Source organism: Ruegeria meonggei, assembly GCF_900172215.1.
GTDB lineage: Bacteria > Pseudomonadota > Alphaproteobacteria > Rhodobacterales > Rhodobacteraceae > Ruegeria > Ruegeria meonggei.
Genome location: NZ_FWFP01000002.1, coordinates 179411 through 202279 on the forward strand (window position 1 = coordinate 179411; position 22869 = coordinate 202279).

General features: G+C 58.5%; 21 protein-coding genes. 8 read left to right on the top strand and 13 right to left on the bottom strand.

What is annotated here, in order from left to right; genetic code table 11:
* Positions 1-33: 33 nt before the first annotated feature.
* Positions 34-1239, top strand: a complete 1206-nt coding sequence (locus tag RUM8411_RS03565; RefSeq protein WP_085821270.1) for a multidrug effflux MFS transporter — start codon at positions 34-36, stop codon at positions 1237-1239.
* Positions 1240-1304: 65 nt separating this feature from the next.
* The gene (locus RUM8411_RS03570; RefSeq protein ID WP_085821271.1) at positions 1305-2705 is read left to right on the top strand and encodes a helix-turn-helix domain-containing protein; all 1401 of its coding nucleotides are present in this window, start codon (positions 1305-1307) and stop codon (positions 2703-2705) included.
* Between the two features lie 73 nt (positions 2706-2778).
* On the opposite strand, the gene RUM8411_RS03575 is transcribed toward RUM8411_RS03570, so the two are convergent.
* From RUM8411_RS03575 to RUM8411_RS03600, 6 genes are all read right to left on the bottom strand, one after another.
* Positions 2779-3018, bottom strand: a complete 240-nt coding sequence (locus RUM8411_RS03575) for an HP1242/YdcH family protein (protein WP_085821272.1) — start codon at positions 3016-3018, stop codon at positions 2779-2781.
* A gap of 86 nt (positions 3019-3104) precedes the next feature.
* Entirely contained in the window at positions 3105-4763 is a 1659-nt protein-coding gene (gene betA, locus RUM8411_RS03580) for a choline dehydrogenase (RefSeq protein ID WP_085821273.1), read from the bottom strand.
* Between the two features lie 81 nt (positions 4764-4844).
* Positions 4845-6353, bottom strand: a complete 1509-nt coding sequence (gene betC, locus RUM8411_RS03585; RefSeq protein ID WP_085821274.1) for a choline-sulfatase — start codon at positions 6351-6353, stop codon at positions 4845-4847.
* Positions 6350-6922, bottom strand: coding sequence for a choline-binding transcriptional repressor BetI (gene betI / locus RUM8411_RS03590; protein ID WP_085821275.1), 573 nt, complete (start codon positions 6920-6922; stop codon positions 6350-6352). The genes betC and betI overlap by 4 nt, the downstream gene beginning before the upstream one ends.
* 89 nt (positions 6923-7011) lie before the next feature.
* The gene (locus tag RUM8411_RS03595) at positions 7012-7920 is read right to left on the bottom strand and encodes a DMT family transporter (RefSeq protein WP_085821276.1); all 909 of its coding nucleotides are present in this window, start codon (positions 7918-7920) and stop codon (positions 7012-7014) included.
* Positions 7921-7960: 40 nt separating this feature from the next.
* Positions 7961-8560 (bottom strand): LysE/ArgO family amino acid transporter, encoded by a 600-nt coding sequence (locus tag RUM8411_RS03600; RefSeq protein ID WP_085821277.1) that lies wholly within the window; start codon positions 8558-8560, stop codon positions 7961-7963.
* A gap of 86 nt (positions 8561-8646) precedes the next feature.
* Between RUM8411_RS03600 and RUM8411_RS03605 the strand changes: the two genes are divergently transcribed.
* Entirely contained in the window at positions 8647-9528 is an 882-nt protein-coding gene (locus RUM8411_RS03605) for a LysR family transcriptional regulator ArgP (protein ID WP_085821278.1), read from the top strand.
* A 7-nt stretch (positions 9529-9535) separates the two neighbouring features.
* Here RUM8411_RS03605 and RUM8411_RS03610 read toward each other — a convergent pair whose 3' ends face one another.
* Together RUM8411_RS03610 and RUM8411_RS03615 are read right to left on the bottom strand one after the other, a co-directional pair.
* Complete coding sequence (locus tag RUM8411_RS03610) at positions 9536-10807, bottom strand: MFS transporter (protein ID WP_085821279.1); 1272 nt, start codon at positions 10805-10807, stop codon at positions 9536-9538.
* A 156-nt stretch (positions 10808-10963) separates the two neighbouring features.
* Positions 10964-11704 (bottom strand): YebC/PmpR family DNA-binding transcriptional regulator, encoded by a 741-nt coding sequence (locus RUM8411_RS03615; RefSeq protein WP_085821280.1) that lies wholly within the window; start codon positions 11702-11704, stop codon positions 10964-10966.
* Between the two features lie 110 nt (positions 11705-11814).
* Here RUM8411_RS03615 and RUM8411_RS03620 point away from each other — a divergent pair, with 110 nt between their 5' ends.
* The 4 genes from RUM8411_RS03620 to RUM8411_RS03635 all read left to right on the top strand — a co-directional run bounded on the left by RUM8411_RS03620 (position 11815) and on the right by RUM8411_RS03635 (position 16941).
* On the top strand, positions 11815-13587 hold the full coding sequence (locus tag RUM8411_RS03620) for an SLC13 family permease (RefSeq protein WP_085821281.1): 1773 nt from the start codon (positions 11815-11817) through the stop codon (positions 13585-13587).
* A 16-nt stretch (positions 13588-13603) separates the two neighbouring features.
* On the top strand, positions 13604-14338 hold the full coding sequence (locus RUM8411_RS03625) for a glutamine amidotransferase (protein ID WP_085821282.1): 735 nt from the start codon (positions 13604-13606) through the stop codon (positions 14336-14338).
* A gap of 72 nt (positions 14339-14410) precedes the next feature.
* Positions 14411-15268, top strand: coding sequence for a bile acid:sodium symporter family protein (locus tag RUM8411_RS03630; RefSeq protein ID WP_085821283.1), 858 nt, complete (start codon positions 14411-14413; stop codon positions 15266-15268).
* An 11-nt stretch (positions 15269-15279) separates the two neighbouring features.
* Complete coding sequence (locus RUM8411_RS03635) at positions 15280-16941, top strand: FAD-binding dehydrogenase (protein ID WP_085821284.1); 1662 nt, start codon at positions 15280-15282, stop codon at positions 16939-16941.
* A 14-nt stretch (positions 16942-16955) separates the two neighbouring features.
* Here RUM8411_RS03635 and RUM8411_RS03640 read toward each other — a convergent pair whose 3' ends face one another.
* The 3 genes from RUM8411_RS03640 to RUM8411_RS03650 form a co-directional block, all read right to left on the bottom strand.
* Positions 16956-17696, bottom strand: coding sequence for a YbaY family lipoprotein (locus RUM8411_RS03640; protein WP_085821285.1), 741 nt, complete (start codon positions 17694-17696; stop codon positions 16956-16958).
* Positions 17697-17794: 98 nt separating this feature from the next.
* Positions 17795-19573 carry an SLC13 family permease gene (locus RUM8411_RS03645; protein WP_085821286.1) on the bottom strand — a complete coding sequence of 593 codons (1779 nt, stop codon included), beginning with the start codon at positions 19571-19573 and terminating at the stop codon, positions 17795-17797.
* A gap of 90 nt (positions 19574-19663) precedes the next feature.
* Positions 19664-20479: a TIGR00282 family metallophosphoesterase gene (locus tag RUM8411_RS03650; protein WP_085821287.1), complete on the bottom strand. Its 816-nt coding sequence runs from the start codon at positions 20477-20479 to the stop codon at positions 19664-19666.
* 89 nt (positions 20480-20568) lie between these two features.
* Between RUM8411_RS03650 and RUM8411_RS03655 the strand changes: the two genes are divergently transcribed.
* Positions 20569-20802, top strand: coding sequence for a putative hemolysin (locus RUM8411_RS03655; RefSeq protein WP_085821288.1), 234 nt, complete (start codon positions 20569-20571; stop codon positions 20800-20802).
* Between the two features lie 5 nt (positions 20803-20807).
* Here the strand turns inward: RUM8411_RS03655 and RUM8411_RS03660 are convergent, their stop codons facing one another.
* Together RUM8411_RS03660 and mgtE are read right to left on the bottom strand one after the other, a co-directional pair.
* Complete coding sequence (locus RUM8411_RS03660) at positions 20808-21371, bottom strand: 5-formyltetrahydrofolate cyclo-ligase (RefSeq protein ID WP_085821289.1); 564 nt, start codon at positions 21369-21371, stop codon at positions 20808-20810.
* On the bottom strand, positions 21368-22762 hold the full coding sequence (gene mgtE / locus RUM8411_RS03665; RefSeq protein WP_085821290.1) for a magnesium transporter: 1395 nt from the start codon (positions 22760-22762) through the stop codon (positions 21368-21370). The genes RUM8411_RS03660 and mgtE overlap by 4 nt, the downstream gene beginning before the upstream one ends.
* Positions 22763-22869: the final 107 nt, after the last annotated feature.

Below are 22869 nucleotides of genomic sequence, written 5' to 3' on the forward strand. Positions count from 1 at the left end.
CAATCCCGAAAACGGTCACTATACATGTGAACCATGCAGTTTACTTCCTCTCCCACGCGGCGTTCGCCGCCAACCATTGGCACACTTGTTTTGCTGTCCGGGCTCTCTGCGCTGAGCCTGAACCTGTTTCTACCGAGCCTGCCAAACATGGCGCTGCATTTTCAGGCGGATTACAAGGTTATGCAGCTATCGATCGCGCTGTATCTGCTGGTCAATGCGGTGCTGCAAATCCTGATTGGCCCCATTGCAGACAAGGCCGGGCGCAGGCCCGTTCTGCTATGGGGGTTGTCCCTGTTCCTGCTAGCCACGCTAGGTTGTATTTATGCCCCCAACGCCGAGGTTTTTCTGGCCTTCCGCATGGGTCAGGCCGTCGTGGTCGTCGGCATGGTACTAAGCCGGGCGGCAGTGCGCGACCTTTATGATCAGGATCAAGCGGCGTCGATGATCGGGTACGTCACCATGGGCATGGCAATTGTTCCGATGATCGGCCCCGCCATCGGCGGTTTTCTTGAAGAGAGCTTTGGCTGGAAAGCCAATTTCTGGCTGCCCTTTGGGCTGGGCGTGTTGACGCTGGCCTTGACGTTCGCAGATTTCGGCGAGACCTCAACCAAAAGCGGCAAGACCCTGGTTCAGCAGTTTCGCGAATACCCGGAACTGCTCAGATCGCCGCGGTTCTGGGGCTATTCACTGTCCTCGGCCTTCTCGTCTGGTGCGTTCTTCGCTTACCTCGGGGGGGCGCCCTTCATCGGCACCGAGCTTTTCGGATTGACCGCATCAGAACTCGGCATCTATTTCGGCGCCCCTGCGGTGGGGTACTTTTTCGGAAATTTCTTCAGCGGCCGGTACTCCATCCGCTTTGGCGTGAACCGTATGGTGCTGTGGGGCTGTTGGCTGAACGGCATTGGCGTTGCGCTTTCGGCTATCGTGTTTCTGGCTGGCTACGGCTCAGCCCTCAGCTTTTTTGGGTTCATGACCTTTGTCGGCGTGGGCAACGGCATGACCATCCCCAATGCCACATCTGGCGCGCTGTCTGTCCGACCCCATCTGGCTGCAACCGCGTCAGGCCTGAGCGGCGCGATCATGCTGGGCGGCGGCGCGGGGCTCAGCGCCTTTGCGGGGTCTCTTTTGACCCACGACACCGGCGCGATGCCGCTGTTATGGCTTATGCTGGCAACGGCAGTTCTGGCGATATGCGCAATCTTTGTCGTCATCCGTCGCGAGCGCGTCCTGGGCCTGTAACCCACCTTGCGCACAGCAGTTTGCAAAGCTAGCTTGCAACTTTAGGAAAGTTGCAAAGGCCCGTCATGGCGACCCAAAAGCTCTACGCTGGTGCAAAACTGCGCGAAATGCGCACGCGCCTTTCACTGACGCAGAAGGAATTCGCAGCCAAACTGGGGGTTTCGCTGCCGTACCTCAACCAAATGGAGAACAACAACCGGCCCATCTCGACCACGGTTGTTCTGGCGCTGGCACAGGAATTCGGCATGGACGTGACCGAACTGAGCACGGGCGACAGCGAACGTCTGGTCTCGGACATGCGTGAGGCACTGGCCGACCCGGTATTCGACGACGCCATCCCCCCGCTGGCGGATTTGCGGCTGACGGCCTCGAACGCACCGGCGCTGGCGCGCGCGTTCATCGCCCTGCACCGAACCTACAGACAGACCCACGAGAGGCTGGCTTCACTGGACGAGGCTCTGGGCCGCGAAGATGCCCAGATTCAAGCCAGCCCATGGGAGGAAGTGCGCGACTTCTTCCACTATTGCGACAACTACATCGATGCGGTTGATCGCGCAGCGGAACGGTTTGCCAGCCGGGCCGAAACCGCAGGCGGAGTGCGGGCCGCCGCCGTCGAAAACCTGGCCGAGCGCGGGATTCGGGTGCAATTCGTCGAAATCGAAGAAACCCGCAAATACGATGCGGACAGCAAAACGTTGCTTTTGTCATCCCGGACAGCGCCGCAAACCCAAGTGTTTCAACTGCTGTTGCAGGTCGCTCTGATCAGCCAGGACAAGTTACTGGAAGCCACGCTGGATTTTGCAAAATTCCAAAGCGAAGAAGCCCGCGCTATCGCCAAGATCGGCCTGGCCAACTATTTTGCAGGCGCGTCCCTGATGCCTTACGGTGCCTTTCTGGCGTCCGCTCAAGACTACCGGCATGACCTAGAACTGCTCAGCAACCGCTTCGGTGCCTCGATAGAACAAGTGGCTCACCGGCTTTCCACGCTGCAACGTCCGGGTGCCAAAGGCATCCCGTTTTTCTTTGTCCGTGTCGATCAAGCCGGAACGATCACCAAACGACACTCGGCCACGCGTTTGCAATTCGCCCGGTTCGGAGGCGCTTGCCCCCTGTGGAACGTCCACCGCGCCTTTGAAACACCGGGACATTTTCTGCGACAACTGGCCGAAACACCCGACGGTGTCCGTTATATCTCGCTGGCGCGGGATGTCTCGAAATCCGGCGGCTCCTATGGCGCGCCGGTACGTCGCTATGCCATTGCCTTGGGGTGCGAAACCCGCCACGCCGACGCGCTGGTTTACGCAGATAACCTGGATATCAACAACGCCAGCGCATACGAACCGATTGGCATTTCCTGCCGCATCTGTGAACGCCAAACCTGCCACCAGCGCTCGGTTCCCCCGCTGGAAAGGCGCCTGTCCATCGACGCCCATACTCGCGGCACCCTGCCTTACGAAGTCACCTGATCTTCACCTGGCCTGAAAATATCCCGGGGGAGGCGCGGCTTGCCGCGACGGGGGCAGAGCCCCCGCCCTGATCTCAGGTTTTTGACAAAATCGCCCAGATTTCGTCCTTGAGTACCGCGCGCTTCTTACGCAGCGCGCCTTCGGCCAAATCTTCCATCGGCTCAACATTGGTCTCGGCGCGATGTACGATTCGGTTGATCTCGTGATACTCATCTGCCAATCGGGCAAAATGCGCATCAGTTTGCTTGAGCTGGCTCATCATCTCAACCTTGTCTGGAAACTCTTGGGCTAGCTCATGCGGGGTGTTGGACATTCCTGTTCGCTCCTCAACTAGTTGTTGCGATTCAGGTCTATAAGATTACACCTCGCCCCGCTTTGACGCTGATCAAATCCCCCCAGTTATCGCTGAGCCATCGCCCATTGCGGATGAATCCACGGGCGATCATTGGCCTTTGGCAGGGTTTCTTTTCCCAGTAGATGGTCCGACATCTTTTCGCCCACCATGATCGACGGCGCGTTGAGATTGCCGTTTGTAATCTGTGGAAAGATCGAACTGTCCGCAACACGCAGGCCCTCGACACCAATCACCCGCCCTTCCGGGTCGACTACGGCGTTTTTGTCATCGGTCCGCCCCATGCGACAGGTCCCGCAGGGGTGATAGGCGCTTTCGGCATGCTCTGCGATAAAGGCGTTCAGTTCTTCATCCGTCTGCACGTCCGCACCCGGCTGGATTTCCTTACCGGCATAAGGCTTGAACGCATCCTGTCCAAAAATCTCGCGTGTAAGGCGAATACACTTTCGGAAATCTTCCCAGTCTTCGTCATGGCTCATGTAGTTGAACCGGATCAACGGCGCATCCTCGGCCTTGGCCGACCGCAGCGTAACCGCCCCGCGCGAAGGTGACCGCATCGGGCCGACATGGGCCTGGAACCCATGCCCCTCGGCTGCCGCCTGCCCGTCATAGCGCACGGCCATCGGCAGGAAATGATATTGAATATCAGGGTATTCCACACCGGGTTTTGACCGGATAAATGCTGCGCTTTCGAATTGGTTCGAAGCACCCAGCCCGGTTTTAGTGAACAACCATTGCGCGCCGATCAGGCCTTTACTGACCAGGTTCCAATGCTTGTACAGCGTGATCGGCTGCAATGAGGCCTGCTGAATATAGAGCTCCAGATGGTCCTGCAGGTTCGCCCCCACACCCGGACGATCCGCAACGGTTTGGATGCCGTGTTCCGCCAGATGCGCCGCTGGTCCGATACCGGATAGCATCAGCAGTTTGGGAGAGTTGATTGAGGATGCAGCAAGAACTACCTCGCGCCGCGCGCTGATGACCTCTGTCTTGCCACCCCGGATCAATTCAACGCCGGTCGCGCGCCCGTTCTCCATGACCACACGCGTGGCCAGCCCGCGCACGATCTCACAATTGTCGCGTTTGAGCGCAGGTTTGAGATAGGCATTTGCAGCAGACCAGCGCCGTCCTTTCCAGACGGTTTGCTCCATCGGGCCAAAGCCTTCTTGCTTTTCGCCGTTATAGTCGCCGGTGATCTCATACCCGGCCTGCTGACCAGCATCGACAAAGGCCTTGAACAGAGGGTTTTCCCGCGGTCCGCGCGACACATGCAGCGGGCCGTCCGTACCCCGCCATGTCGGATCACCACCATGGCCGCCGTCATGCCACGTCTCCATCCGTTTGAAATAGGGCAGCACATCCGCATAGGACCAGCCATCGGCCCCCATGTCTGCCCAGGTGTCAAAGTCGCGTGCGTGGCCACGCACATAAACCATCCCGTTGATCGAGGACGATCCACCGATGACCTTGCCCCGTGGGCAGGCCAATTCGCGGTTGTTCAGATGCGGTTCGGGTTCAGATTTATACCCCCAATCATACATCGGCATGTTCATCGGATAGCTGAGCGCGGCCGGCATCTGGATAAACGGCCCGGCATCGGTGCCACCATGCTCGATCACCAGAACCGAAGCCCCTGCCTCGCTCAGACGATAGGCCATTGAGCATCCTGCGGATCCTGCGCCAACGATGACGAAATCTGCTTCCATTTCCAGGTCTCCATTACCCGCCGCGGCAAGGGTTTTTAGCCCCACCCTGCCCCGGCGACCGTCATACAAAAGGTGAGAGGGTTATTCGCCACGTGGAAAGCGTTGGCTTTCTTCGACGATGTTCAAATCCATATGGTTTCGCATGTAACGCTCGGACGCTTTTTGCAGCGGCTGGTAGTCCCACGGGTAATAGCCGCCCTGTCGCAGCGCCTCGTATACAACCCATCGACAAGCCTGACTGGCACGGACATCAGCATCGAACTTGTCTAAGTCCCAGCGCGCTTGGGATTTCGCCCTCAGGGACTCCAGCGTACCGGCGTGTTCGGGCGCGTCCGCAAGATTGTCCATTTCATGCGGGTCGGTCTCAAGGTCATAAAGCTGGTCAGGATCCAGCGCGCAGCGGTTGTATTTCCACTTACCGTACCGCAGCGAAACCAGCGGCGCATACGACGCCTCAGCCGCGTACTCCATTGCAACGGGCGCGGCGCGTTCAACGCCTTGGGCCAATGGAACCAGGTTTTCGCCGTCAGTCCACGGGGCAATCTCGGCCATATCCACACCGGCCAAGGCACCCAGCGTCGGAGTGACATCAATCGTCGAGACCGGCGTATCAACACGACCTGTAGGCAATTCCGGCGCCGAGATCATCAACGGAACGCGGGCTGATCCCTCAAAGAAGGTCATCTTGAACCACAGGCCCCGCTCACCCAGCATGTCGCCATGGTCGGACACAAACAGAATGGTCGCCTCTTGTTGCGTGCTCTCCAGAACCTCGAGGATTTCACCAATCTTGTCATCCAGATACGAGATGTTGGCGAAATAGGCGCGGCGCGATTTGCGGATATCGTCCTCGGTTATGTTAAAGCTGCGCCAGTCATTGGCATCAAAAATGCGCTGGGAATGCGCGTCCTGATTGTCATAACCCAGGTCCGGCACTTCGGGCAGCAGGTGTTCGCAATCCTCATACAGGTCCCAATATTTCTTTCGGGCCACATAAGGGTCATGCGGATGAGTAAAACTGACAGTCACACACCATGGGCGGTCATCATTGCCGCGCGCCAGATCGTAAAGCTTGGCGGTGGCGTTGTAGGCGACCTCGTCATCATACTCCATCTGGTTCGAAATTTCGGCCACGCCTGCGCCAGTGACAGAGCCCATGTTGTGATACCACCAGTCGATCCGCTCGCCGGGTTTGCGGTAATCCGGGGTCCAGCCGAAATCAGCCGGGTAGATATCGGTGGTCAGACGATCCTCGAATCCATGCAGCTGATCAGGGCCTACAAAATGCATCTTGCCCGACAGACAGGTGTAATAGCCCGCGCGGCGCAGGTGGTGGGCGTAGGTGGGGATGTCAGAGCGAAACTCGGCCGCGTTGTCATAGACACCTGTGCGCGATGGCAACTGACCCGACATAAAGCTGGCCCGCCCCGGCGCGCATAGGGGTGAGGCCGTATAGGCATTGGTGAAACGGGTCGACCGTTTGGCCAGTTTCTTGAGGTTCGGCGCATGCAGCCAGTCTGCGGGACCGTCGGGAAAGAGAGTTCCGTTCAGCTGATCCACCATCAGGATCAGAATGTTCGGGTGTGTCATTTTTCAGCCTCGAGCAGAGTGTTGAGGACGCGCATTGCGTGATTGACAGCCAGTTGCGGCTCTTCCGGGGCGCTGAGCGCGGCGCGAATATACAGACCGTCGATCAGGGCGATCATGTTTTCAGCGGCCTCAACCGGATCGTCCATCAGGGGACGCAAAGCATAGATCAGATTGGACCGGATACGCGCCTGATAGATTTGCCAAAGACGTAGGGCGTCATCGTTTGTCTGCGCCAGAACATAAAAGGTCATCCACGCGGCGATCACATCCGGGGTAAAACAGGACGGCGCAAAGCAGGATCGGATGATGGCTTGTGCCCGCTTGTTTGGGGTTGCGGTTTTTAACTCGCTCCGGGCTTCGGCACCGAAATCGGATAGGATTCTACGCATCGCAGCCAGGAATATCTGATCCTTACCGCCGAAATAGTGATGCGCCAAAGCACTGGACATCCCCGCCCGTTTGGCAATCTGACTAACCGTCACGTCGAGGGACTTTTTTGAGCCGAGCTCGGCAATCGTCGCTTTGACGATCGCATCACGACGGATTGGTTCCATTCCGAGTTTCGGCATCACGATCCCCTTGTTGCGCTTGGTGCATGAAACGCTAGGGGGTTTTTATTGACTCGTCAATCAATAACCGTTCTCGGGCGATGACGCCGCTAAAGTTTGGGCGCAATACTGGGAGTCGTCAAGCTGCTGCGGTTCAAAACCGCCTCGCGCCAGGCGATGAAACTGACAGCTGACAGGATCAACGATCCGCCCGCAACAACCCAAATGTCAACGCGTTCGTGGAACACCAGCGCGCCCAGCAGCGTGGCCCAGATCAGCTGCAGAAAGGTCACTGGTTGCGTGACCGCCACAGGCGCCGCCTTTAACGCAATCGTCATGAAATAATGTCCTGCAGTGGCGAAACTGGCGACCAGAAACAGAACGCCCAGATCGTGCAGGCTTGGTCGGGTCCAGACAGCTATGGCAAAGGGGATCAGTGCAATGGTCACCCAGATTGACATATGCGCCACAACCACCGAGGGCGGAAGATCGCGCACCAGTGTTTTGGCGATCAGGTACGAGCCACCCAGCGCCAGTGCAGTACCCAGCATGGTCAGGTGCCCCGGAGAGATCTCGCGAAATCCGGGGCGCAAAATGATGAGAACTCCGATCAAAGCGACGCAGATTGCAGCGATCCGGCGAAAAGCCAACTTTTCACCCAGAAACAGCGCTGCGCCCAGGGTGACGTAAACCGGGGTCATATAGTTCATCGCCGTGACTTCGGCCAAGGGGATCTGCGTCATCGAAAAGAACCACAGCATGACGGCCAGTGCATGGACGATCCCACGAGTGCCAAACAGCACCAGATGCCTGCGTGTCAGATGCGTCGTCAGCACAAGCCGAAGCGCGGGCAACAGAAAGACCAGCCCAAAGACAAACCGCAGAAAGGCCGCCTGGATCGGGTCCATTGATGGGCCTAGAGACTTGACCAGCGCGGTCATTACAACAAAGGACAACCCTGCAGTGAACATCCAGAACATGCCCGCAAGGGGGCGATATGGGGCCGCAAGAGTTGTCATGTTAACCGTTGAACACCGAAACTCTGGCAGGGGCAACCCGTCACATCACCACAAGTTTGACGGCGATGGCCAGCATGACCACGCCGATCACCACATCCAGCACTTGCCAGGCGCGCGGCCGTGCAAAAACGGGCGACAATACCCCTGCCCCGTAGCCAAGGGAAAAGAAGAACACAAAACTGGACAGCATTGCACCCAGAGCAAATGCCAACCGGTCTTCATACTGCGCGGAAATCGACCCGATCAGCACAACTGTATCCAAATAGACATGCGGGTTCAGCCAGGTGAAGGCCAGAACCGTCAGCAGGACAGACCGCAGGTTGGTGCGCTGACCTTTCTCAACATCCATCACAGCACCACCACGCCATGCAGATTGCAGACTGCGCACCCCGTACCACGTCAGAAAGATCGCACCCCCGTATCGCATGACCGTTTCGAACCAAGGCAAGACCTGCGCCAAAGTCCCAAACCCCGCCACACCCGCAGCGATCAGGGCCGCATCAGATACCGCGCAGGTCAGACACAGGGGAAACACATGCTCGCGCCGCAAGCCCTGACGCAGGACAAAGGCGTTCTGTGCGCCGATGGCGAGGATAAGGCTGAAGCCCAGTGCAAAACCGGCGATCAGGGATGTGGACATGAAACCTCCTGTATTCTCAGCCGTTGACTAAGGGCATTCACGCGCCCTATCAAATTAAAGATACTGACCCAGGATAAGTTTGATTAATGCTGCTTGACCCCAATCACCTGTCCGCCCTTTCCGCGATCCTGCGTCACGGCAGCTTTGAAGCTGCCGCCGCAGAGCTGGCGGTAACGCCTTCGGCAATATCACAGCGGATCAAAGCGCTGGAGGATCGCGTGGGCGCGGCCCTGATCAACCGTGGCGCGCCCTGCTCAGGAACACCCGCAGGGCTGCGCATTGCACGACATGCCGAGGATATCGGCTTGCTCGAGGCCAAGCTGGCCCGCGAATTAACCCTTGATCAATCAACCGGCCCCGCACGCGTACGCGTCGCAGTCCCCGCAGACGTACTGGCGACCTGGTTCATAGAAGCCATGGCACAGGCAGAGGGTCTATTGTTCGATCTGGTCGTCGATGATCAGGACCATTCGGCAGAGTGGCTGCGCCGCGGAGAGGTCAGCGCCGCCATAACCGTTGGCGGACAGCCGGTCGCGGGATGTGATCCGGTGGCTTTAGGTGACTTGCGCTATCTTCCCACCGCCAGTCCGGCGTTCATGCGCCGATGGTTTGCGGATGGCGTGACTGCACGCACTCTGGCGGTTGCGCCCTGCCTGACGTTTAACCGGAAAGACAGCTTGCAGAGATCGTGGATCACTGCTCAGACGGGCCAACGGATATCACCCCCTTCACACTTTCTGCCAACGTCGCACGGGTTTGTCGAAGCCGCGATTGCCGGGATAGGCTGGGGTATGAACCCGGTTTCACTGGTGCAGGATGCCATTGAGAACGGCAAGCTATGCCCGGTCCTGCCTAACGCGCCGCTTGATGTTCCCTTGACGTGGCAGGTCGTCCGCGTTCTGGCCCCGTCACTGGCACCGCTGACGGCCGCGATCAGGCGCGCAGTGGCCGCATCTGCGGAGCCGTGATATTGGGTCAGGAGGCAACGGCCTGCTTCGCGTGTGGTAGCACCACCCGGTAACACAGGATGGCCGCGATCAGACTGACGGTCACGATGAACACGATGGCCCATGCGACCTCGTGCATATGCGCCACCCCGGCCAGACATGCTGAAACGATGACCCCTGTTATCCGGCAAATGCTTTTGATCGCAGCCGCACCTTTAACGCGTTGATCCTTGGGCGCGACATCCAGGAAGTACAGTTTACGCGCGCTGCTGACACCAGTCACTGCGACTGTGACGATGAACAGGGCGATGGCGTGCAGATGCACCTCGTGATCGATCCCGAGGAAATGCATCGACAGCAGCGCAGCACCCGTCAGCGCCACCATCAGGTTGCCAGTCACCATGACCGCACGATGCGACTTCAGATTCACCATCTGCCACAAAGGGGCCGAGACCAGATACCCCGAAGCCGAGGAGATAATCATCGCCGTCAAACCCTTGGCAGACGCATGATGCGCCTCGGCCGCAATCAGGGCAAAAAACGGAACCGCCAGTGAGACAACCACCAACGGCATCCGCATCACCATGTAACGGCGGAACCAAGCCTCACTGAACATGGCGAAAATGTCTGTAAAGTTCTCGGTGAACTTCCGTTTGCGCGCCGGTTGCGTTTTGTCCTTGGGCTGCGAAGAGCGTGTCATCTCAGACATCGCCAGAATGACCACAGCGGAGAGCACAAAAAAGGTCACTGACACGGCAATAACCGCAGAATGGCGCGAAAACGGTGGGTTCTCTTTAGTGATCTCATGCACCAAAAGCGCCAAGCCGATGGCACCCAATCCGCCAACACCAAGTTGCAGGTATCGCATGATCATCCGCGATTTCGATTGCACGTGATCACCCAGAAGATCGGTGAACATCAACGCTTGAATCTCTTCGATCAGGCCAATCAGAAAGAACGCTGCAACAAAAGCCACGCCGATGGCCGGAACAACCCCTGTCGCAGCCACCACAAGCGCCATGACCAGACAGGCCCCGATTGCAATTTCGGTCAGCGCGATTCCGCGCTTTTTGTGGTCGCGCGCTGAAATCGCCTGCGCCAAAAACACGTCCGAAATCATGCTGCCCGTCATGCGCACCGAGACCAGAGCTCCGGCGATAAACATTGGCAGTTCCAACGAGACCGCCAGAAACGGCAAAACGATGGATGGACTGCCAAGAGTCCATGCAACCTGGGACAGGATGCTTTGCCCGGTCAGTACCGGGAAATTCCTTTTTGGCGGGGTTGGGTTGTCCGTCATACGCTCATTCGTTTTGCCAATTGGAAGGGCTGTTCCGGGTCAATCGCGGGCAGTTTCAAACCTATAGGGTTCTGCCGGACCGGCCAAGAACTCACGGGCAGAAAAACAAAAACCCGACCAACGGCCGGGTTTTCGGTAGGTGTGCCATGACGCGGATCAAAGCTGCGCCATGACCTCATCCGTTGCCTCAAAGTTGGTGGTCACGCGCTGGACGTCATCATCGTCTTCCAGCGCATCAACCAGCTTCATCAGCTTTTGCATGTCTTCCAGACCCAACTCGGTCGTCGTAGTGGGTTTCCAGATCAGCTTGGTTGATTCCGTTTCGCCCAGCGCGGTCTCCAGCGCGTTCGATACCTCGTTCAGATCCGTATCCGCGCACCAGATGATATGCCCCTCGTCCGAGCTTTCGACATCTTCCGCACCAGCCTCAATCGCGGCCTCAAAGACCGCGTCGGCATCGCCTACGGATACGGTATAGACCACCTCACCCTTGCGCTCGAACATGAACCCGACCGAGCCGGTTTCACCCAGATTGCCGCCGTTTTTGGAAAAGGTCGAGCGTACGGTTGATGCGGTTCGGTTGCGATTGTCCGTCATCGTCTCGACGATTACCGCGACACCGTTGGGGCCATAGCCCTCGTACCGGATTTCTTCGTAATCGTCGCCATCACCTGCCTGAGACTTCTTGATCGCGCGATCAATCACATCCTTGGGTACCGATTGCGACTTGGCCTCTTTCACCGCCAGACGCAGGCGCGGGTTTTTGTCGGGATCGGGGTCGCCCATCTTGGCCGCGACTGTGATCTCTTTCGACAGTTTGGAAAAAAGCTTGGACCGCGCGGCGTCCTGACGCCCTTTACGGTGCTGGATGTTGGCCCATTTGGAATGGCCTGCCATGTTGCGTCCTCGTCATCGTGATTGCGTATTCGGCGCTCATATAGACGTTTGCAGGGCTTGGGATCAAGAGAGCGGCTTGCGACGGTCCTCGCTGTGGGTATGGTGGCGGCATGACAACAGACCAGATTATTCTTTTTGCCCTTTTCGCCGCTGTATTCGGAATGCTGCTTTGGGGGCGGTTTCGCTATGACCTTGTGGCGTTTTCCGCGCTGCTGATCGGGGTTGTTCTGGGTGTGGTCCCGGTGGATGACGCCTTTGCGGGTTTTGGCCATCCTGCGACCATCATCGTGGCGCTGGTTCTGGTGGTGTCCGCCGGGTTGGTCCGGTCGGGGGCTGTTTTTTTGATCACACGCACACTGGTCGATGCCTCGCGCGGGCTTGGTGCCCACATCGCGTTGATGGGCGGGATCGGGGCGGTTCTGTCGGCCTTCATGAATAACGTGGCCGCGCTGGCGCTGTTGATGCCGGTGGACATTCAAACCGCGCGCAAGGCGGGGCGGTCTGTGGGCCTGACCCTGATGCCACTGAGTTTCGCCACAATTCTGGGCGGCATGGCAACGCTGATCGGTACGCCGCCTAACATCATTATCGCGTCGATCCGGCAGGAAACACTGGGTGAACCATTCAGCATGTTCGATTTCGCCCCCGTTGGCGGCATCGCCGCCCTTGCCGGGCTGGCCTTTGTCGCGCTGGTGGGGTGGCGGCTGATTCCCAATCGCGGGCCGCAGTCCGAAAGCTCTGAGGTGTTGGCTGAATACATCGCCGAGCTGACCATCCCCCCGGAATCAGCCCATATCGGCAAACGGGTCAGTGAGATGTATGAAGCCGCCGAGAAATCCGACGTCGCCATCATCGGCCTGATCCGCGACGGCAAACGCCGCTATGGCCGATCCGCACACGCCACGTTGAAAGACGGCGACGCATTGGTGCTTGAAGCCCGCCCCGAGGCATTGGACGAATTCCGCGCGGCGCTGAACCTCGACTTTTCGGACACCCGCCGTCAAGAATTGCTAAAGGCTGAGGGCGACGGGCTTGAAGTGATCGAGGTTGTCGCCCCCGAAAACGCCCGTATCACCGGGCGTACTGCTCAGGGGCTGGGGCTGGCGTGGCGGCAAAGCACCGTGCTGATGGGCATTTCACGGCAGGGGCGTCGCATCACAGAACAAGTTCGCAAGACCGAGGTCGAGGCAGGCGACATCCTTCTGCTGCTTTGCCCCCGGGACCGCAGCGCGGACGTCACGGATTGGCTGGGTTGCCTACCTCTGGCCGAGCGCGGGTTAAACGTCACCGCCAACGACAAAGCATGGCTGGCCATCGGTCTGTTTGCGGCTGCCGTGCTGGCGGCAAGTGTCGGGTTGATCTACCTGCCGATCGCACTGGGGCTGGTGGTCGTGGCCTATGTGCTGACCAAGATCATGCCGATCGCTGATCTCTACAATCATATCGAATGGCCGGTTGTAGTTTTGCTGGGTTCGATGATCCCGCTGGGCAGTGCGTTAGAGACCTCGGGCGGAACCGAACTGATCGCCGATGCGTTGATACAACTGACCAACGGCTTGCCCGCATGGGCCATTCTGACCGTGCTGATGGTGGTCACCATGACCCTTTCGGATGTGCTGAACAACACCGCCACAGCCATTGTCGCAGCGCCAGTCGGTATTCAGATGGCCCGCACGCTAGAGGTCTCGCCAGATCCGTTCCTGATGACGGTAGCCGTGGCGGCATCCGCAGCCTTCCTGACACCTATCGGGCATAAGAACAACACACTGGTGCTGGGCCCCGGCGGCTATCGCTTTGGCGATTACTGGCGCATGGGTCTGCCGCTGGAAATCCTGATCATTGCGGTCACGGTCCCCTCGATCCTTGTCTTCTGGCCGCTATGACGGGTAAAGCCACCGCATGAAACGATTCCTGATCCTGCAATTGCGCCCGGAAACCGAAGCCTCGGACGCGGAATACGCCTCGATTCTAGATAAGACCGGGCTGACGCCTAACCAGACACATCGCATCCGTCTCGACTGCGAAGAGCTTCCAAATGCGCTGGATGTCACCGATTACGCAGGTGTGATCGTTGGTGGTGGACCCGGCTGCGTCAGCGACGATCCGGCGACGAAATCCCTGGTGGATGCACGCGTCGAAGCGGCCATTATGGGGCTGATGCCACAGATCACCGCGCAGGATCACCCATTCATGGGCTGCTGCTATGGGTTGGGCGTTCTGGCGGTCCATCTGGGCGGTGATGTCAGCAAGGACCAGTTCGGAGAGCCCGTAGGCCCTTCGACCTGCCACCTGACCCAAGACGGCGCGCGCGATCCGCTGACCGCCGGACTTAACTCAACCTTCGACGCTTTTGTGGGCCATAAAGAGGCCGTTCAGACCCTGCCGGATGGCTGCGTTCATTTGCTGGCCTCGGATCCCTGCCCATTTCAGATGATCCGCTGGGGTCAGAACGTTTATGCCACGCAATTCCACCCCGAGGCAGATGCACGGGATTTTGAACAGCGCATCAACATCTACAAGAATTTCGGCTATTTCCCCCCCGAAGACGCGCAGAAACTGATCGATATCTGTCACTCGGCCGAAGTTACTCAGCCCGGCGAAATCCTGCGCCGGTTCGCTCAACGCTACGGGTGACCTAACGGCGCGGTTGCCTGTGACTTGGCCCCTCGCATAGGCTGATCCGAATGACTTTGGGAGGAGTTGTTCTTGGATCTTCTATTATCTGTCGGCCTGCCGCTTTCGTTGGCCATTATCATGTTGTCACTGGGCGTCGGGCTTGAGATTGCCGATTTCCGCCGCGTTCTGAGCCGGGGATATCCATTTGCCATCGGCGCATTGTGTCAGGTCGTGCTGCTGCCCGTCGTGGCCTTTGCGACGGTCAAACTGTTCGCCCTGCCGCCCGAGATCGCAGTCGGGTTCATGATCCTCAGCTTCTGCCCTGGCGGTGTCACCAGCAACATCCTTGCAAAACTGGCCAAGGGTGATGTTGCCCTGTCGGTCAGCCTGACTGCCGTGATCAGCCTGCTGTCTTTGGTGACGGTTCCTGTGCTGGCGGCGTGGTCCATCGCACATTTCATGGGGGAAGACGCACCTGAGGTGTCGATCACCGGGCTTGCCATCGCTATGTTTCTGATCACTACCCTGCCTGTCGCCATCGGCATCAGCCTTCGGCATTTTGCCGCTGGATTCGCGACGCGGATTGATGCACCGTTGTCAAAACTAGCCACGGTTCTCTTTGTTCTGATCGTCCTCGCGGCGCTGGCCGGAAACTGGCAGACCTTCGTTGAAAATCTGGGCATTATGGGTGGCGGGCTGGTCACACTTAACATTGCGTTGCTGCTAATGGGATTGGGGCTGGCGCGCGCCGCAAAACTATCGTGGAATGAAAGCAAGACGATCTCAATCGAGACCGGCATCCAGAACTCGACGCTGGGGATCACTTTGGCGGCACTGATCACCGGGACAGAAAGCGGGTTCAGCCCGCTTGCCCTGCCCGCGGCGGTGTACGGGATCATGATGTATGTCGTGGCCCTGCCCTATGTCGCTTGGCTCCGCAGTCGCTGAAAGGACAGGACATGCCCAACAATACTGCAGATGCCATCGTTGTAGGCGCCGGTCTGGCCGGATTGGCCGCCGCAGCCGAGTTGGGAGATCGCGGTAAAAAGGTGATCATCGTAGACCAAGAGCCTGCGCATTTTCTGGGCGGTCAGGCGTTCTGGAGCCTTGGCGGCTTGTTTATGGTCAACACGCCGGAACAACGCCGAATGGGTATCAAGGACAGCCACGAGCTAGCCCTGCGTGACTGGATGGGCAGCGCACAGTTCGACCGGGACGAAGACGCCTGGCCGCGCAAATGGGCCGAAGCGTATGTCGAGTTCGCCGCCGGTGAGATGCGCCCCTGGCTGCATGAGATGGGCCTGCGCTGGTTCCCGATTGTAGGTTGGGCTGAACGTGGCGGGTCTTATGCCGATGGGCACGGCAACTCTGTCCCCCGATTTCATATCACTTGGGGCACGGGTCCCGGTGTTCTGGAACATTTCAAACGCCGGGTGCACGAACATATCAGTGCCGGGTTGATCCAACTGAAGTTCCGCCATCAGGTCAGCCACATCATCATGCAAAACGGGACCGCCAAGGGTGTATCCGGCGAAGTTCTGGCGGATGACACGGCTCCACACGGTGCCAAAACAAACCGCGATGAGGTTGGCGAGTTCGAGGTTTATGCCCCGTCGGTGATCGTCACCTCGGGCGGGATCGGCGGCAATTTTGAGATGGTGCGCGAGAACTGGCCACGGGACAGGCTGGGTGAACCGCCCAAGGATATGGTGGCCGGAGTGCCGTTTCATGTCGATGGCCGCATGATCGGGATCAGCGAAAAGGCCGGTGGCCACGTGATCAACGGCGACCGGATGTGGCATTACACCGAAGGCGTGCGGAACTGGAATCCAATCTGGCCTTCACACGGGATTCGAATACTGCCCGGCCCAAGTTCGATGTGGTTTGACGCGCAGGGCAACCGGTTGAAACCGCCCTGCCTGCCGGGGTTCGATACGCTGGGCACGCTGCAGGAAATCCTGAAAACCGGCCATGAATACAGCTGGTTTGTCCTGACCCAGAAGGTGATCAAAAAGGAATTCGCCCTGTCCGGGTCCGAGCAGAACCCCGACATGACCGATGGCGGCTGGCGCGAGGTTCTGTTTCAGCGCGTTTTGACAGGGTCAAAAGCCACTGCACCGGTCGAGGCGTTCAAAGAACACGGCGAAGATTTCATCGTCGCCAACACCCTGACTGAGTTGGTCGGCGGCATGAACCAGATGGGTGGCGGCCTGATCGATGAGGCGCATCTGCGCGCCCAGATCGAGGCAAGGGATTCTCAGGTCGACAACCCTTTTACCAAGGACGCCCAGATGGCGGCCATACTGGCGGCGCGCAATTACCGCGGTGACAAGCTGATCAGAACCGCCAAGCCGCACAAGTTTCTTGATCCCGCCAATGGCCCGCTGATCGCCGTCAAACTGCACGTATTGACGCGCAAGACACTGGGCGGGTTGCAAACCAATCTGGACAGCCAGATGATCGGCGCAAACGGTCAGGTGGTCCCCGGTCTGTTTGCTGCCGGCGAGGTCGCGGGATTCGGCGGCGGCGGCTATCACGGGTACAACGCGCTTGAGGGGTCTTTCCTGGGCGGCTGCATCTTCTCGGGCCGCAATGCCGGGCGGTCGCGGGCCGTCGCGTGACGGCCCGTTTGGAGTTACTGTGCTTGTGCGAACTGCACCACCGGCTGACCAGCGCTATCCAGAAACACCAGCGTGTCCCCCTTGAACGCATAAGTGGTCACGCCCTGCAATGTCTTGAAGAACTGCCGCTCGACCTCATCCAAGGGTGGCGGGCAAGCCATCAGCGTTGCAGCCATGTTGTCGGGAAAGTCGATCTGACTGGCCGAAACCTCAGCTTGGCCGGAGAAACGGTTGCAACCACCGTTACCCGCAAAAGCCCCGCCTTCACCAAAGGACAATTCAGGGAGCTTTTCAGTCCCAAGCGCGGCACCGTTCAAACCGGTTGCGGTCCAGGTCGTATTCGCAAGAACAGCCGCTCCCTGAGGTTGTACCTGCACCAGAATAAGATCGGTTGTGTTACCAGAGTCGTTGGTCAGCACCGGACAGGCCGTGTCGGTAGTGAACAACAGCTTGTCGCCCTGCAGGATCGACCCACGCACCACATAGCGCATCCCATCCCGGATCAGCGCGTCATCATAGTTCAACTCAAACTGCGCAGGCACACCAGTCAGCGCATAACGCTTGGCCGACAAAGTGAACGAGGGCGCATCCGCGCGGGATACATCCTGCAACTGCACCAAAAGCGTTGCATCTTGCGGCACCGCAATCCGCTCACGATACGTGGCTGTTCCTTCGACTGTTCCGGCCGCAGCGAGGCTGCTAAGCGCGACTGATAAGGCTGTGGCCGCCAATGCGGCAGATCCGGTCCTGAGCATACGCTTGCTCCTTCCTATAAAATCACTTTGTCAAAACATTGTATGAACATCTGAGTTTACAAGGGCTTTGCCGGAACGCTAGCGGTTCTACGCCGGTTCTATAACGGCCAGATCAGCGGAATCAGCAAGGATGCCAGCAGCCCGACGGTTAGGTTCAACGGGATACCGACTTTCATGAAGTCCACGAACCTGTACCCGCCGGGACCATAGACCATCATGTTTGTCTGATATCCGATAGGCGTCGCAAAAGACGCCGACGCTGCCACCATGACGGCCACCACCAATGGCCGCGGATCAATGCCCACGGCCTGCGCCAGGCCGATGGCGATCGGCGTCACCACTACCGCCACCGCGTTGTTCGATACCAGTTCGGTCAGCACCGAAGTCAACAGGTACACGGCCCAGATGATCAGGAACGGTGGCAACGTGCTGAGACCGGGTGCAATTGCTTCGACTATCAACGATACAGCCCCGGATTTATCCAAAGCCGCGCCAATGGCCAGCATCGAGAAAATAAGCGCCAGCAGACGACCTTCGACAAAAGAAAACGCCTCGTCTGCGTCGATGCAACGAGTGATCAGAACGACTGCTACGGCCAGAATCGACAGCAACAGGATGGGCGCAACGCCAAATGCAGCCAGCGCCACAATTCCAACCAGAGCGCCGATGGCGATGGGCGCGTGACTGCGCCGGAACGCGCGGGCCGAGGGTTGGGTGACGTCAACCATATCCATGTCAGCGGCCAGTTTCTGGATATCGGCGGGTGCACCTTCCAACAACAGTGTATCACCGACCCGCACCACCAGATCATCCAATTGACGGCCGATATTCTGATTCCGCCGATGCACCGCCAGCACGTAGACACCGTAACGCCGCCGCAGCCGCAGCATACCCAGCGTCCGCCCCACCATACGACAACCAGGGGTGATCAGCACCTCGACCGTCTTGGTTTCAACAGCCGAGACCTGATCGACGCGTTTGAGTTCCTTGTTGCTCTGCAGGCTTAGCAACTCGGTCATTTGTGTGCGCAAGACCACGCGGTCCCCGAGATTCAATGTCACGCCCTTGAGGTTACGCCGCAGCGATTCATCCCCCCGGATCACGTCGATCAGACGCACGCCGGGGCGTTTGAACAGCTGAACCCCCGTTACCTCGCGCCCGATCAGGTTGCTTTCAGGCGGGATAACGGCCTCGGTAAAGAATTTCATCTGCGACCTGTCAGACAGCAGCGTGGCCATGCTGTCGCGATCCGGCAACAATCGCGGCGCAATGAAACGCAGGTAGATCATGCCATAGATCACCAGCGCAATGCCCAGCGGCGTGACTTCGAAAATCGTAAACGCCGCCATCCCCTGTGATCTTGCGACACCATCCACCAGCAGGTTGGTCGACGTTCCGATCAAGGTCAGCGTGCCGCCCAGTATCGCTGCATAACTGAGCGGGATCAGCAGTTTTGAGGCAGGAACATTCAGCGTGCGCGCGATCTGGACAAATACCGGGATCATGACAACAACAACCGGAGTATTCGACACCACCGCCGAGGCGATAACGACAAATGCCATCAGCATCCCAATGGCGATCCGCGGGTTGACCTGCGCCTGTTTTTGCGCTGTCGACGTGAACGCGTCCAGCGCACCGGTCCGCACCAAAGCGCCCATGATGATGAACATCGCTGCAATCGTCCAAGGTGCCGGATTGGACAGAACCACCAGCGCGCTCTGATACGGCAGAATGCCCGTCACCAGCATCAGCGCGACGCCACCGATGGCAACAACTTCGGTCGGGTACACCTCGCGCAGGAACATGATGAACATGCCCGCAACAACCATCAGCGCCAGTATCGCGCTGCCTGTTTCTGTCAGTTGGAGGAATTGCATTCTTGGTATTCTGTCCGAACCCTGACCTGGCATAAGCGCCCGGCAGGCAGTTTCCCGCATTGCGCGCAGCAGGGCAAGCCTGACATGACCCTATTGCGGCCCTGCTTGTTGCAATCGACCACCAACGCGTACCATTTGCACAGATTTGGCCTGACCATCACAGTCATCGGTTTCAACGAACACGCCGCTCAGCGTTGCATCCCCATTGGCCGGAGTGAACCGAGCCTTGGGCATTCCAGTGATAAACCGGCGCATCGGTTCAAGCTTGTCCATTCCGATGACGGAATCGTAGTCGCCACACATGCCTGCATCGGTTAGATAGGCAGTGCCTCCCGGCAAGATTTGTGCGTCCGCCGTCGGTACATGGGTGTGCGTCCCAACCACCAGACTGGCGCGTTTGTCACAATAATGACCCATCGCCATTTTCTCAGAAGTTGCCTCGCAATGCATATCCACGAGGATCGCCTGCGCCTGCCCGCCGCGCGGGTGCGACTTCAGAATGGGCTCGATGGCCGAGAATGGATCATCAAAGGGCCGCTTCATAAAGACCTGCCCCAAAACCTGAACCACCAAAATCTTGCGACCGCCTGGTGCGTTGAACAAACGGTGGCCCCGCCCGGGGGCACCCTTGGCGAAATTCACCGGGCGCACGATACGGGGTTCTTTTTCGATGAACTGCAACATGTCTTTCTGATCGAACGCGTGGTCGCCCAGTGTGAGGCAATCCGCGCCGGCGTCCAGCAACAGCTTGGCATGATCCCCTGTCAGCCCCATCCCATTCGAGGCGTTTTCGCCATTGACGACAACGAAATCCAGCCGCCATTCCTCGCGCAGGCGCGGCAGATGCTGTTGGACGGCCGTGCGTCCCGCGCGGCCCATGACGTCACCCAGAAATAGTATTCTCATTCAATCTGTCCTAAGTGTGGTAATGGGTAAGCACAAGCGGTTTAGCTGCCTGCATAATCTGTCAAAACACTTAATACCGGAGATTCCTTATGTCTCGCATTCTTCTGTCTGCCCTTGGCCTGGCTTTACTTGCAGCTTGTGACGAAAGCCTTTCGTCCGATGCAACCGCGCAACTGGCAAATCCCGCTGCGACCTACTGCATAGACAGCGGCGCCCGATACGAGATTCGCGATGGCGACAATGGGCAATCCGGCGTCTGTATCTTGCCGGATGGAACCGAGATTGATGCGTGGGAGTATTTCCGCGAAAACCATTCCGGCTGACACCGTCAGCTGCGAAACGTCAGGACCCGGCTTTCAGTGACAACCATATCCAGCGGTTGATCGGTCGGCTCAAGCGGCAACCCTTCTGCCTCTTGCGCGTCAAAAGCAAAGCCAATGGCCAGAGTCGGACGCCTGGCGCGCAGGCCCTCCAATGTGCGGTCATAGAACCCGCCGCCATAGCCCAGCCTGCCGCCTTGCGCATCAAATGCCACAAGCGGAACGATCAGGATCTCAGGATCGAAATAGTCATCGACCTCTGGCACCCTGGCCCCGAACGGGCCGTCTTTCAAAACACCCTCGGGCGTCCAGTGTGAGAACTTCAGCGGCTGTCCTGCGGCTTGGATAACCGGCACACCGACAGGGCCATAGGCCGATGCTTCGGCCATGGCAGCCAGCGGATCAATCTCGGTGCGGATCGGCATGTATCCCGACAACGGCACCCCCCGATGCCCCGCCAGAATCTCGGACAAACGCCCTGCGGCGCCGGGAACACAGGCGTCAAACGCAGCCTTGCGGCGGGCAAAAGCCGCCTTACGTGCGGCAGCCTTTATGTCGGTCAAATCGGTCACAGTAGAATCACGCTGGCAAGCCCCAGAAAGATGAAGAACCCCATGACATCCGTGGTGGTTGTCACAAAGGTCCCGGATGCCAGCGCCGGGTCTACACCCAAGCGGTCCAGCACCACCGGTACTACCGTACCTGCAAAGCCCGCGATCACCATGTTCACGACCAGCGCCGACCCGATCACGACACCCAACATCGGAGAATCGAACCACATCATGCCAACCGTCCCCAAAACGATGGCAAAACACAGTCCGTTCAACACGCCAACCAGCAATTCCCGCCGGATCACGCGCGCCACGTTGGAACCGGTAAGGTCGCGCGTCGCAAGCGCCCGCACTGCAACTGTCAGCGACTGCGTCCCCGCATTGCCCCCCATCGAGGCCACGATCGGCATCAAAATGGCAAGCGCCACCAACTGATCAATCGCCGCTTCGAACTGCGAAATCACCAATGAGGCACAGATCGACGTACACAGATTCACCGCCAGCCAGGGCAATCGGCGCTTGCTGGTCGCTGCCACACTGTCCGACAACGAGCTTTCGTCACTGACCCCCGCAAGGCGCAGCATGTCCTCTTCATATTCTTCATCCAACACGACCATTGCATCATCGATGGTGATCACACCAACCAAACGCCCGTCGCCATCAACAACCGGGGCCGAAATCAGGTGGTATTGGTTGAAGGCATAGGCCACATCCTCTTCGTCCTGATCGACCGGGATTGTGTGGAACTCTTCTTCGGCGATGTCATGCAGCGGGACGTCGCGCCGGGTCGCCATCAGCTTGCCCAGCGTGACCTGTGCAACTGGCTTCAAGCGCGGGTCGACCAGAACAACGTGATAAAACTGTTCAGGCAGATCGTCATTGGCGCGCATGAAATCGATGGCCTGCCCCACCATCCAATGCTCGGGTGCCATGACCACCTCGCGCTGCATAAGACGACCGGCCGAGTTTTCGGGGTAAGACAGCGCCTGCTCGGCTGCCACTCTCTCGGAATCCTCAAGGACGTCCAGAATGGCCTCTTTCTGAGGCTCTTCCAGATCTTCCAGCAGGTCGACAACGTCGTCGCTTTCCATGTCGCGCACCGCGTCGGCCAGAACATCCGGGCGCAGGACGTTAATCACCTCTTCGCGGACGGCCTCATCCAATTCCGACAGGATATCGCCGTCGAACTCTTTATCATAGAGACGGATCAGGCGGGCGCGGTCGTAAGCGTTGATCTGTTCCAGAAGGTCAGCAATGTCGGCCGCGTGCAGCGGCTCCATCAGCTCAATCAGCTTGTCGCGGTCATCCACATCAACCGCGTACAGAATGGCTGCTACGGTCTTGCGATCCAGCGCATAAACGTCATCGTCACTGGTGGGCTCGGTCACGGGTTCGTCAAAGCCTGTTGTCATTTCTGCCCCCGTTCCTTCGGTCATTGACCCCTAATTAGAAGAAGCAGCTACCGGAAAACAATGACAATGCGCCGATTTACCGACAAGTTTTGCCCGCCTATGCTGTT

Coding starts and splice junctions, on each gene's coding strand:
- RUM8411_RS03640 (WP_085821285.1), bottom strand. CDS start 17,696: ATGCTCAGGACCGGATCTGCCGCATTGGCGGCCACAGCCTTATCAGTC.
- betC (WP_085821274.1), bottom strand. CDS start 6,353: ATGACACACCCGAACATTCTGATCCTGATGGTGGATCAGCTGAACGGA.
- RUM8411_RS03600 (WP_085821277.1), bottom strand. CDS start 8,560: ATGTCCACATCCCTGATCGCCGGTTTTGCACTGGGCTTCAGCCTTATC.
- RUM8411_RS03645 (WP_085821286.1), bottom strand. CDS start 19,573: ATGCAATTCCTCCAACTGACAGAAACAGGCAGCGCGATACTGGCGCTG.
- RUM8411_RS03595 (WP_085821276.1), bottom strand. CDS start 7,920: ATGACAACTCTTGCGGCCCCATATCGCCCCCTTGCGGGCATGTTCTGG.
- RUM8411_RS03570 (WP_085821271.1), top strand. CDS start 1,305: ATGGCGACCCAAAAGCTCTACGCTGGTGCAAAACTGCGCGAAATGCGC.
- RUM8411_RS03650 (WP_085821287.1), bottom strand. CDS start 20,479: ATGAGAATACTATTTCTGGGTGACGTCATGGGCCGCGCGGGACGCACG.
- betA (WP_085821273.1), bottom strand. CDS start 4,763: ATGGAAGCAGATTTCGTCATCGTTGGCGCAGGATCCGCAGGATGCTCA.
- RUM8411_RS03605 (WP_085821278.1), top strand. CDS start 8,647: ATGCTGCTTGACCCCAATCACCTGTCCGCCCTTTCCGCGATCCTGCGT.
- RUM8411_RS03565 (WP_085821270.1), top strand. CDS start 34: ATGCAGTTTACTTCCTCTCCCACGCGGCGTTCGCCGCCAACCATTGGC.
- RUM8411_RS03575 (WP_085821272.1), bottom strand. CDS start 3,018: ATGTCCAACACCCCGCATGAGCTAGCCCAAGAGTTTCCAGACAAGGTT.
- betI (WP_085821275.1), bottom strand. CDS start 6,922: ATGCCGAAACTCGGAATGGAACCAATCCGTCGTGATGCGATCGTCAAA.
- RUM8411_RS03625 (WP_085821282.1), top strand. CDS start 13,604: ATGAAACGATTCCTGATCCTGCAATTGCGCCCGGAAACCGAAGCCTCG.
- RUM8411_RS03615 (WP_085821280.1), bottom strand. CDS start 11,704: ATGGCAGGCCATTCCAAATGGGCCAACATCCAGCACCGTAAAGGGCGT.
- mgtE (WP_085821290.1), bottom strand. CDS start 22,762: ATGACAACAGGCTTTGACGAACCCGTGACCGAGCCCACCAGTGACGAT.
- RUM8411_RS03620 (WP_085821281.1), top strand. CDS start 11,815: ATGACAACAGACCAGATTATTCTTTTTGCCCTTTTCGCCGCTGTATTC.
- RUM8411_RS03655 (WP_085821288.1), top strand. CDS start 20,569: ATGTCTCGCATTCTTCTGTCTGCCCTTGGCCTGGCTTTACTTGCAGCT.
- RUM8411_RS03610 (WP_085821279.1), bottom strand. CDS start 10,807: ATGACGGACAACCCAACCCCGCCAAAAAGGAATTTCCCGGTACTGACC.
- RUM8411_RS03635 (WP_085821284.1), top strand. CDS start 15,280: ATGCCCAACAATACTGCAGATGCCATCGTTGTAGGCGCCGGTCTGGCC.